The organism is Streptomyces torulosus, from assembly GCF_001419765.1.
Lineage (GTDB): Bacteria > Actinomycetota > Actinomycetes > Streptomycetales > Streptomycetaceae > Streptomyces > Streptomyces torulosus.
In genome coordinates this window covers 1-10619 of record NZ_LIRK01000060.1, presented here as the reverse complement: position 1 = coordinate 10619, position 10619 = coordinate 1, and the positions used below count along the sequence as shown (strand labels likewise).

The 10619-nt window shown below is 73.0% G+C and carries 11 protein-coding genes and 1 pseudogene; 4 read left to right on the top strand and 8 right to left on the bottom strand.

The window, feature by feature from the left end; translation table 11 throughout:
• Together AOK23_RS05720 and AOK23_RS05715 are read left to right on the top strand one after the other, a co-directional pair.
• Positions 1-714, top strand: a pseudogene (locus tag AOK23_RS05720) (AfsR family transcriptional regulator); the annotation flags it as partial.
• A 177-nt stretch (positions 715-891) separates the two neighbouring features.
• Positions 892-1791 (top strand): helix-turn-helix domain-containing protein, encoded by a 900-nt coding sequence (locus AOK23_RS05715; RefSeq protein ID WP_079049312.1) that lies wholly within the window; start codon positions 892-894, stop codon positions 1789-1791.
• A gap of 54 nt (positions 1792-1845) precedes the next feature.
• On the opposite strand, the gene AOK23_RS05710 is transcribed toward AOK23_RS05715, so the two are convergent.
• Genes AOK23_RS05710 through AOK23_RS05695 form a run of 4 tightly spaced genes read right to left on the bottom strand, consistent with a single transcriptional unit; the run spans position 1846 to position 5748 of the window.
• Positions 1846-2586 carry a YoaK family protein gene (locus tag AOK23_RS05710; protein WP_055711652.1) on the bottom strand — a complete coding sequence of 247 codons (741 nt, stop codon included), beginning with the start codon at positions 2584-2586 and terminating at the stop codon, positions 1846-1848.
• Entirely contained in the window at positions 2579-3100 is a 522-nt protein-coding gene (locus AOK23_RS05705) for a DoxX family membrane protein (RefSeq protein WP_055711651.1), read from the bottom strand. The genes AOK23_RS05710 and AOK23_RS05705 overlap by 8 nt, the downstream gene beginning before the upstream one ends.
• A 36-nt stretch (positions 3101-3136) precedes the next feature.
• A complete protein-coding gene (locus tag AOK23_RS05700) occupies positions 3137-3799 on the bottom strand; it encodes a hydrolase (protein WP_055711650.1) in 663 nt (220 codons plus the stop codon).
• A 56-nt stretch (positions 3800-3855) separates the two neighbouring features.
• Positions 3856-5748 (bottom strand): amidohydrolase, encoded by a 1893-nt coding sequence (locus AOK23_RS05695; protein ID WP_055711649.1) that lies wholly within the window; start codon positions 5746-5748, stop codon positions 3856-3858.
• A gap of 259 nt (positions 5749-6007) precedes the next feature.
• Between AOK23_RS05695 and AOK23_RS05690 the strand changes: the two genes are divergently transcribed.
• Together AOK23_RS05690 and AOK23_RS05685 are read left to right on the top strand one after the other, a co-directional pair.
• Positions 6008-6979: an alpha/beta hydrolase gene (locus tag AOK23_RS05690; RefSeq protein WP_055711648.1), complete on the top strand. Its 972-nt coding sequence runs from the start codon at positions 6008-6010 to the stop codon at positions 6977-6979.
• 29 nt (positions 6980-7008) lie between these two features.
• The gene (locus tag AOK23_RS05685) at positions 7009-7725 is read left to right on the top strand and encodes an alpha/beta fold hydrolase (protein WP_055711647.1); all 717 of its coding nucleotides are present in this window, start codon (positions 7009-7011) and stop codon (positions 7723-7725) included.
• Between the two features lie 62 nt (positions 7726-7787).
• Here AOK23_RS05685 and msrB read toward each other — a convergent pair whose 3' ends face one another.
• The 4 genes from msrB to AOK23_RS05665 form a co-directional block, all read right to left on the bottom strand.
• A complete protein-coding gene (msrB, locus tag AOK23_RS05680) occupies positions 7788-8195 on the bottom strand; it encodes a peptide-methionine (R)-S-oxide reductase MsrB (RefSeq protein ID WP_055711646.1) in 408 nt (135 codons plus the stop codon).
• Positions 8196-8209: 14 nt separating this feature from the next.
• Positions 8210-9595, bottom strand: coding sequence for a UDP-N-acetylmuramate--L-alanine ligase (murC, locus tag AOK23_RS05675; RefSeq protein WP_055711645.1), 1386 nt, complete (start codon positions 9593-9595; stop codon positions 8210-8212).
• 96 nt (positions 9596-9691) lie between these two features.
• Positions 9692-10147: a hypothetical protein gene (locus AOK23_RS05670; protein WP_055711644.1), complete on the bottom strand. Its 456-nt coding sequence runs from the start codon at positions 10145-10147 to the stop codon at positions 9692-9694.
• 120 nt (positions 10148-10267) lie between these two features.
• The coding region (locus AOK23_RS05665; RefSeq protein ID WP_206336120.1) for a dihydrofolate reductase family protein at positions 10268-10619 on the bottom strand (352 nt) is incomplete at its 5' end.

Below are 10619 nucleotides of genomic sequence, written 5' to 3'. Positions count from 1 at the left end.
GACACCGAGCAGGTACGGCCGCTGCTGCCCGCCGGACCGGGCAGCCTCACCCTGGTCACCAGCCGTCTCGCCTTGTCCGGGCTGACCGCGTCGGGGGCCCATCCGCTGCACCTTGACCTGCCGTCGACGGCGGACGCGGGCACCGCCCTCGCGCGCCGCGTCGGCCAGGACCGGACGGCCGCCGAACCCGGGGCCGCCGCCGAGATCGTGGGGCGGTGCGGACGGCTGCCGCTGGCGCTGGCCGTCGTCGCCGCCCGCGCCGCCGGCCGCCCGGACTTCCCCCTCTCAGCGATCGCCGCCGAGCTACGGCACGAGGGGGACGGCCTCGACGCCTTCGCCGGCACGGGAGGCGTGCCCGGCCTCCGAGCCACCTTCGACCCCTCCTACCGCAGGCTGCCCCCCGAGAACGCCCGCCTGTTCCGGCTGCTGTCCCTGCGCCCCGGCCCGGACCTCACGCCCGGCGCGGCCGCCGCGCTGGCCGACCTCCCGCAGCGCCGCACCCGGCTGCTGCTCGACGAACTCGCCGACGCCCACCTCGTCACGGAGCACGCCCCCGGCCGCTACGTCCAGCACCCCCTGCTGCGCCTCTTCGCCGCCGAGCTGACCGCCACGTACGACTCCCCCACGGAACGCCGCGCCGCCCTCCACCGGCTCCGCACCCACACAGCGACCGTCCCCGACCGCCACCCCACCTCGCACGGCGACCGTCCCTGACCACCACCCCCACCTCGCACAGCGACCATCACCTGCCACCACGCCCGACGGCCCCCTCGCGCGACAAGCCGTCCCGGCCACCGTCACTTCGCCGTCACTCTTTTTGCACATCTCCCTTCCTACGCTCCGGGTGCAGTGACCGACGGTGTGTTCGAGCGGCCCGGGAGGCAGCCTCAGATGATCTCCGACACCAGCACTCTCGGGGCCCCGGCCCTCCGTATCGCCGTGTTCGCCGAGGCGTCGGCGCGGCTGCCCGGCCAGGAGCCGTCCGGTCGGGATCCGCTGCGGGCGGCGACGTACCGGCTGACCTCGCGGACCGGCGGCGAGTACCTGTTCGTAGGGGTGTGCGGGACCGGCGCCCGTGCCCCGGAGCGGCTGCCGGACATCGCCCTGGGGCCCGGTGACATCTGCTTCTACGACGCGGACCACCCGCCGTTACTGGAGTTCCCCGAGCGTTGCCGGCTGAAGGTGTTCCTCGTGCCGCGTGAGGCGATGGGGCTGGAGGAGCGCGACGTGCGGCGGGTGACGGCGGCGCCGGTGGCACGGGCCTCCCGGCTGGGGTCGCTGCTGTCGCCGTTCCTGTCCGAGCTGGCCGACTCGGCGGTCTCCGCCCGGCCGTTGGTCGCCGAGATGCTCACCCGGAACGCGGTGAACCTGCTGGCCACGCTGGCCACGGAGCAGTTGGGCCGGGAGGCGGGCGGGCCGCCGGGCGGCCGGTCGCCGCTGGTGGCGCGGATCCTGCGGTTCATCGACGAGCACCTCGCCGACGCGGATCTGTCGCCCGAGGTGATCGCCGGGGCGCACCACATCTCGGTGCGCTATCTGCACAAACTGTTCCAGGACGAGGGCGCGACGGTGGGCCGGTGGATCCAGCGCCGCCGTCTGGAGGAGTGCCGGCGCGATCTGGAGCTCGGTGTCCGGGGGCGCCGCACGATCGCCTCGGTGGCGGGCCGCTGGGGTTTCCTCAGCGCGACGCACTTCAGCCGGGTGTTCCGGGCGGCGTACGGGATGTCGCCGAGCGAGTGGCGGGACAGCATGGGCCGCATGGGCCGGGGCGGACGGACCCTCGCCCGATAGCGGAGCGGGCGGTGCCCCCGGTCAAGGGGCCACCGCCACGGGGGTGCGGGGGCGTCAGTTCGGGGGGCGGGTCCACGCCGCGTCGGAGGACGACAGGCGCAGGCCGGCCAAGCAGGTCAGTGCGAGCAGCAGCAGGATCAGACCCAAGGCGGGAGCGAGTCCGGTGTGCCGCAGGAGCAGGGCCCCGGCGAGGGCGCCGAGGAACATCGCGAGGACGGACAGGATCCGCCGTCCGGGCCGGGGCGCCGGCCCGCCGGCCGGGGTGGAGTCCGCCGCGAGGCCCGTGAGGGTGAGGGTCAGTACGGTCGTCGTGAGGTCGGGGACGCCGAGGCGCCGTACGACCGCGTTCTGCAGCCCCATCGCGAGCCCGAGCAGCACGATGAGGGTGTGGCGGAGCGGGCCGCCGACCCGGTCGCCGTCGGAGAGGACGGCGGCGAGGGTGGCCGCGGCGGCGAGGAGCGTCTGCGCCACCACGGCGATCGCCAGCACCTTCCCGCGATGGGCGGCGAAGTGGACGGCGACCCGGCCCCCGGCCAGCGCCCCGGCGAGGAACGCGGTCATCGCGACGACGGACGCGAGCGCGGACAGGCCCTCGGCGCCCGCCAGGGCGAACCCCAGGAAGACCACGTTGCCGGTCATGTTGGCGACGAAGACATGGCCGAGGGCCAGATAGCTGACCGCGTCGACGACACCGGTCACCACGGTGAGCGCCAGCAGGAGCGGCGGCAGCGGCCCGTGCCGGTCCCCGCGCGGCGGTACGAGCGTGCGGACCGCGTCGGTCACCAGCTCACGCACGGCCCGTGACCCCCTCGGGTTCCGCCGCGGGGGCCGGGCGGTGCAGGACCGCCCGGGTGGCGAACCCGGCGGCGGGCCCGAGCAGCACGGCCGCGACGGACACCCACAGCGGCCACGGGGCGAACCCGAGCACCTCGTCGCCCGACCAGCGGCCGGGACCGGTGAGCGCGAGCACGGCGGCCACGAGGACGAGGACGAGCGGGTACTCGTACCCGTCGTTCTGCACCCACAGCCCGTTGCGCCACTTGACGGTGCTCGCGACCGTCATGACCCCCATGGCGGTCGTCGCCGCCAGGGGGGTGAGCAGTCCGGCCGCCAGGAACAGACCGGCGCCCAGTTGGCCGCCGCCCGCGGCGAGCGCGGTGAGCCGGCCGCCGCGGAAGCCGTCGCGGCGGAACTCCTCGGTTCCGCCTGCCAGGCCGTTCCCGTCCAGGAGGAAGCTGACCTTCTGCACCCCGTGCCCGGCGATCAGGAGTCCGACCACGAGGCGCAGGAGCAACAGTCCGGTGTCCATCACGTTCCCGCCCGTTCCCGACGTCCGTCGTGCTTCTCAGCCGGCCGCGTGGGCGCCGATGACGGCCTGCGCGTAGACGATGCCGAGGCCGTACGCGCCCGCGTGCTCCTTCACGACCTGCGTGGTCGGCCCGTACGTCTCCTCGCGCGCCCAGTCCCGCTGGAGCTCCAGCAGCACCTGCACCCACGTGACGGGCACGGCGCCGGCCTGGATCATGCGCTGGACGGCGTGCTCGTGGGCCTGCGGGCTGACACCGCCGGAGGCGTCGGTGACGACGTAGACCTCGTAGCCCTGGGCGAGCGCGGACAGCGTGGGCAGGACCACGCACACCTCGGTCCACAGACCGGCGATGACGAGCTTCTTGCGGCCGGTGGCCCTGACGGCCTCGACGAACGCGACGTCCTCCCAGGCGTTCATCGTCGTACGGTCGACGATCTTGTGGTCGGGAAAGACGTCCGCGAGCTGCGGCAGAAGGGGGCCCGAGAAGGACTCGGCGGCCACCGTGCTCAGCACCACGGGCACGTCGAAGACCCGGGCCGCCTTGGCGAGGCCCACGGTCGCGTTGATGATCGCGGTGCGGTCGCCGCTGCCGGTGCCGAAGAACATCTGCGGCTGGTGGTCCACGAAGAGGACCGCGCAGTTGTCGGGGGTGAGGAGGTCCGGGCCGGGAGCCGCGGTGACCTCGTCGATGTCGACCATGAAAGGTGCCTTTCTGCTGTGAGGGGTGTGATCGGAGGGGGAAACCGCGGGAGGGGTCAGAGGGCGAAGCAGGGGCCGAGGGCCGGGCCGTCGTCGGTGTCTGGGGTGAGGCCGCGGGCGGCGCGCCACTGCCGGTGCAGCGCGGACTCGGCGGCGGCCTCGCCCAGCAGTTCGGCCTGGCGGGCGCCCGACCGGCCGATGGGTCCGCAGGCCCGGTAGCCGCCGTGGTGCGCGACGGGGCTCCACGCGGGGCTGATCGGCGGGAGTTCCTCGTCGAGGCCGTCGTTCTCGGCGGCGGCGTGCACGATCCGCCCGCCGACCACGGTCAGGACGGACTCGATGTGCGGGATGTCCGGCTCGGGCACGGTGAAGTAGTCCTCGGACAGCAGCGCGAGGTCACCGAAGTACCCGGTGCGCAGCACGCCCTTGAGGTGCTCCTCTCCGGTGAGGGCGGCGCCCGCCGTGGTGAACATCGCGAGCGCGGTGGCCCGGTCGACCCGGTTGCGGGGCGGGCGCAGGGCGAGGTCGCCGACGGTGCGGCCGCTGACCAGCCAGTGCAGGGCGACCCACGGGTTGTAGGTGGACACGCGGGTGGCGTCGGTGCCGGCGCCGACGGTCAGGCCGCGGTCCAGCATCGCGCGGACCGGCGGGGCGGTCGCGGCGGCCTCGGGGCCGTAGCGGCGCAGGAACGCCTCGCCCTGGAAGGACAGGCGGTTCTGCACGGACAGGGCGCCGCCGAGGGCGGCGATGCGGTCCAGACTGCTGCCGGAGACGGTCTCCGCGTGATCGAACAGCCATCTGTTCCCGGCGGGGAAAAGCCCTTCGGCGGCGAGTTTCTCGAATACGGCGAGATCCCGGCGAATGGTCTCGTCATAGGTGGCGTGGAGTCTGAATCCCCAGCCGTGCTCCATGAGGAGACGGACGGCTTTCTCGAATTCCGTCTCGTAGTCCGCGGTGAGTTCCGGGCGCGGCTGGGTGAAGTTCTCGAAATCGGCGGCTGCCCAGGTGAGATTCTCGCCCGCGCCGTTCAGGCGCAGCCAGGCGTCGCCGTCCTCGGGGCGGACGGTCCCGATCCAGCGGGCCAGGTCGGCCGTCTCCTGGCCGGGGGTCTGCGGGAAGAGGTGGTAGGCGATGCGCAGGGAGAGCTGTCCGGCCGCGGCGAGTTCGACGACGGTCCGGTAGTCGGCGGGGAAGCTCTGGAATCCGCCGGCGGCGTCGATGGCGGAGGTGAGTCCGAACCGGTTGAGTTCCTTCAGGAAGTGCCGGGTGGAGGTCTTCCGGTCCTCGTCCTCCAGGGCCGGGGCCTTGGCGAGCGTCGAGTAGAGGATCAGGGCGCCGGGCGCGGCGAGCAGCATGCCCGTGGGGGCGCCGTCCCGGCCGCGGACGATCTGGCCGCCCTTGGGGTCGGGGGTGTCGCGGGTGAACCCGGCGGCCTTGAGCGCGGCGCGGTTGAGGATCGCCGACTGGTACAGGTGCAGGACGAACACCGGGGTGTCGGGTGCGGCGGCGTTGAGTTCGGTGACGGTCGGCAGCCTGCGCTCGGCGAACTGCTCGGCCGACCAGCCGCCCACCACCCGCACCCACTGCCCCTTGGGGGTGCGGGCCGCCTGTTCGCGCAGCATGGCGAGGCCCTCGCGGAGGGTGGGGACGCCGTCCCAGCGCAGTTCCAGGACGTAGCTGAGGCCGCCCCGGACGACATGCAGATGGGAGTCGTTGAGGCCGGGGACGGCGCGTCGGCCGAGGGCGTCGACGATCCGGGTCTCGGGGCCGATGTGGGGGGCCACGTCGCGGTCGTCGCCGACGGCCGTGATGACCCCGGCGCGCACGGCGAGCGCCTCGGCCGCCGGGCGGCTCCGGTCGCCGGTGTGGATCCTCGCGTTGCGGACGACGAGGTCCGCCGCGTCGTCGACGGCACGGGGCACGAGCCCACCGACCGGAATCGTGGACAACGGGGTTCGACCTCCTGGGAATAGGGGCGGGAGCGGCTGAACGGCGTGTGCCCTCAAGCTATTTCGCCTCATCGGCCCCAAGTGACCCGGCAGCGCACGGAATTCGTACTCCCAGCGCACTGGCCGTGCCCCGCCGTTCCTTTCCGTGCGCTGTGGGATAGGTCCCGGTGCGCTCATGGGCAATTCCCGCCGCATTCCCGGTCCTAGCGTGCGGGGCGACGCACCCGCACCACGCGCACTACACCATCGGGAGAAACACATGTCCGACACCGTCGAACCGGTACGGCCGGTCCTGGAACCGGCGGCCGCCGCCTTCGCCGAGGCGACGGCCAACCGCCCCTTCCTCTTCGAACTGCCGCCCGCCGAGGGCCGCAAGGCGGTCGACGAGGTGCAGTCCGGCGAGATCGGGAAGCCGGAGATCGACGAGGAGTGGATCACCGTCTCGGGCGGCCCGACGGGCAGCGTCAGGGCACGGATCGTGAAGCCCGCCGGCGTCGAGGGCACCCTGCCGGTGATCCTCTACATCCACGGCGCCGGCTGGGTGTTCGGCAACGCCCACACCCACGACCGTCTCGTCCGCGAACTGGCGGTCGGCGCGGGCGCCGCCGTGGTCTTCCCGGAGTACGACCTCTCCCCCGAGGCCCGCTACCCCGTCGCCATCGAGCAGAACTACGCCGTCGCCCGGTGGGTCGTGGAGCAGGGCGCGTCGAAGGAGCTGGACGGCACACGGCTGGCGGTGGCCGGTGACTCGGTCGGCGGCAACATGACGGCCGCCCTGACCCTGATGGCCAAGGAGCGCGGGGATGTGCCCCTCGTCCAGCAGGTCCTCTTCTACCCGGTGACCGACGCGAACTTCGACACCGGCTCCTACCGCCAGTTCGCGGAGGGCTACTTCCTGCGCCGCGACGGCATGCGGTGGTTCTGGGACCAGTACACGACCGACGAGGCCGAGCGCGCCCGGATCACCGCGTCCCCGCTGCGCGCCACCACCGCGCAGCTGACCGGGCTTCCCCCGGCGCTGGTGATCACCGGTGAGGCCGACGTCCTGCGCGACGAGGGCGAGGCGTACGCGGGCAAGCTCCGTGAGGCGGGCGTCCCGGTCACCGCCGTCCGTTTCCAGGGCATCATCCACGACTTCGTGATGCTCGACGCGCTGCGCGGCACCCACGCCGCCGAGGCCGCGATCACGCTGGCCACCGGCACCCTGCGCACCGCGCTGCACGCCGGCTGACCGACCCGCACCGAGAGAGAGGACCCCTCATGTCCACCACGCCCACCGCCCTCCTCGTGCACGGGGCCTTCGCCGACGCGTCCAGCTGGGCCGGCGTCGTCGAGGAGCTCCAGAGCCACGACATCCCCGTCGTCGCCGTACCGAACCCGCTGCGTGGTCTGGCCTCCGACGCCGCGTACATCGCCTCCGCCGCCGCCCAGATCGACGGCCCCGTCGTCCTCGTCGGCCACTCCTACGGCGGCGCGCTCATCACCGTGGCGGGCGCGACCGAGAACGTCGTCGGCCTGGTCTACGTCGCGGCGTACATCCCGGAGGAGGGGGAGAGCCTCGGCGAGCTGCAGGGGCGCTTCCCGCCGGCCCCGCTCGTCGCCAACCTGGTCGAGCGGACCTACCCCGTCGAGGGCGGGGAGCCCGGCGTCGAGGTCACCATCGCGCCGGACGCCTTCCCCGGCATCTTCGCCGCGGACGTCCCCGCCGAGGCGACCCGGATCCTCGCGGTGTCGCAGCGTCCGCTGGCGACCGCCGCGTTCACCGAGGCCCCGCCGGTCGCCGCCTGGAAGACCCGGCCGTCCTGGGCCGTGGTCGCGGCGGCCGACGAGGCGATCAACCCCGAGGTCCAGCGCTTCGCCGCGAAGCGCGCGGGCTCCACCGTCACCGAACTCGAGGGCGCCTCCCACGCGGTGGCGGTCTCCCGCCCGAAGGACGTGGCGGCGGTCATCCGCGACGCGGTACGCCTCACCAGCTGAACGACGTGTGCCCCGCGCCCCTGTCAGGGGCGCGGGGCACACGGGCCACCGAGCTCAGAAAGTCACTCGCCCTCGGGGGCCAGCCGCAGCGAGATGCTGTTGATGCAGTACCGCTGATCCGTGGGGGTCGAATACCCCTCTCCCTCGAACACGTGCCCGAGGTGCGATCCGCAGCGGGCGCAGCGGACCTCGGTCCGCACCATCCCGTACGAGCGGTCCTCGATCAGTTCCACCGCGTCGCTGTCCTTCGGGTCGTAGAAGGACGGCCATCCGCAGTGCGAGGCGAACTTGGTGTCGGAGGTGAACAGCTCCGCGCCGCAGGCCCGGCACGAGTACACCCCCTTCGTCTTCGTGTCGGTGTACTCCCCGGTGAACGCCGGCTCGGTTCCGGCCTGACGCAGCACCGCGTACTCCGCCGGGGTCAGCTCCGCGCGCCACTGCTCGTCCGGCTTGTCGACGTCGTACGGCATTGGGTCTCAGCCCCTCACTGCGAAAGACGGTCCAGGATCCTCGGGCCCAGGTCGGTCACGTCACCCGCGCCCATGGTGAGAACGAGATCACCGGGCTTCGCCATTCCCGCGACGACCGCGGGCGCCTCCGCCTTGTCGTGGACGGCCGTGACCTCGGCGCCCGCCGCCCGCGCCGCGTCGATGATCAGCTCGCTGGTGACGCCCGGGATCGGGTCCTCGCGGGCCGGGTAGATGTCGAGCACGACGGACGCGTCCGCGAGGGCGAGCGACTGCCCCATCTCGCTGCCCAGCTCCTGCGTCCGGGAGAAGAGATGGGGCTGGAACAGCACGAGGATGCGCGCGTCACCGGCGGCGGCCCGCATCGCCTCCAGGTCGGCCGTCATCTCGGTCGGGTGGTGCGCGTACGAGTCGATGACCTGCACCCCGGCGGCCTCGCCCTTCAGCTGCAACCGGCGCTTCACACCGGTGTACGCCGCCAGGGCGGGCGCCAGCTCGGCCGCCGGGACGCCCAGTGCGACGCCCGCGGCCAGGGCGGCGACCGCGTTGTGCGCGTAGTGCCGTCCGGGCACGGACACCGTGAAGGTGAGCTCCCGCCCGTCCAGCAGGACGGTGACCTCGCTCTTGAGTCCCTGGGGCACGACGGCGAGGACACGGACGTCGGCGTCCTCGCTCTCGCCGTAGGTGACGACCCGGACGCCTTCGACACGACGGGTCAGCTCCCGCGCGCCCTCGTGGTCGGCCGAGATCACCAGGGTGCCGCCGGGGACGATGCGGCCGGCGAACGTCTCGAAGGACTCGTAGATCTCGTCCATGGACGCGTAGTTGGCGTGGTGGTCCAGCTCCACGTTGAGGACGATCGCGACCTCGGGGGCGTACTTGTGGAAGCTGCGGTCGCTCTCGTCCGCCTCGGCCACGAAGATGTCGCCGTCGCCGTGCAGGGCGTTGGAGCCGGGCGCGTCGAGGTCGCCGCCGATGGCGTACGACGGGTTCAGGCCCAGCGCGGTCAGCGACACGGCCAGCATGGACGTGGTGGTGGTCTTGCCGTGGGTGCCGGCCACCGCGATCGGGCGCAGGCCGTCCATCAGCCGGGCGAGCGCGTCCGACCGGTGGACGACCGGGATGCCCAGTTCGGCGGCGCGGGCCAGCTCCGGGTTGTCCGCGCGGATCGCCGACGACACGACGACGCACGTCGCGTCGTCGGCGAGGTGCTCCGCCGCGTGCCCGATGTGCACGGTCGCGCCCAGCGCGCGCAACGCCTGCGCCGTCTCCGACTCCTTGGCGTCGCTCCCCGCCACCTTGGCGCCGCGCTGGGCCAGGATCTTCGCGATCCCCGACATCCCGGCCCCGCCGATCCCGATGAAGTGCGGTCGGTCCATGGCGGTAGGAAGGCCGGGTGCCATGTGCGTTCTCCCAGTACTGGTACGGCAAAGTTTCAGGGCAACCCTATGCCCATCCGCCCCCGCGATCGGCAGTACCCACCGGTTGGGGTCACAGCACTAGGTCCTGCTGTGGGAGAACAGCTTCAGTACCGGGACCCCCACCTTGTGCCGCGCTCGGGACGCCCAGTCGCGGTGGAAGAACTCCTCCACGTAGTGCGGGTCGGTCAGCACCAGCACCTCGTCAGCTCCGACCTCCTCCACCAGCGACTTCAGCGCGTCCAGCGGATGGTCCTCGATCAGCCGCCCCGCCGCCTCGCTGCCGGCCGCGCGCAGCGCCTGCAGGGACACCTCCAGAGCCCGTTCCCCCTCGTCGAGGGCCTGTTCCCCCTCCGGGGTCTCCCCCTCGCGCGCCGCCTCGTCCAGCTCGCCGAGCGCGAGGTCGTCGATGGCCCGCAGCAACCGGTCGGCCTGGTTGCCCCGGGGCTGGAGCAGCACATGGAAAGAGGCCGGCTCGTCGCCGTGCAGGGTGGTGACGAACTCCACGTCCGCGGACGTCAGAGCCTTCTCGATCATCAAAACGCTCGTGAACGACACCACAGGCGCCCTTCTTCCGGGAGGGCCCCGCGGCCCTCGCTCCTCAGGGATCTAGTGTGCCCGGCGAGAACTAAACGGAACGGGAGATTCCGCCCGTTCTCACGTACGACGGTAACGACCGAACAGGAACCCGGCCTCTTCCAGCAACGACACCAGCTCGAACCGCCTCGGCACCGCCACCGGGGGCCCTCCGGCGATGCGCTGGGCGTCTCCCGCCGTGAGCATCGGCGACACGGTGAGGCACAGCTCGTCGAGGACACCGGAGGCGATCAGCTGCCCGAGGACCCGCGGTCCGCCCTCGGTGAGCAGCCGGGTGAGCCCCAGGTCGGCGAGGGCCCGCACGGCGCGCGCGAAGTCGACGCCCATGCCGTCCCCGGCGATCACCACCCGCACGCCCGCCTTCTCGGCGGTGGCCACCCGGTCGGGCGGGGCGGCGGCGCCGGTGAGCAGG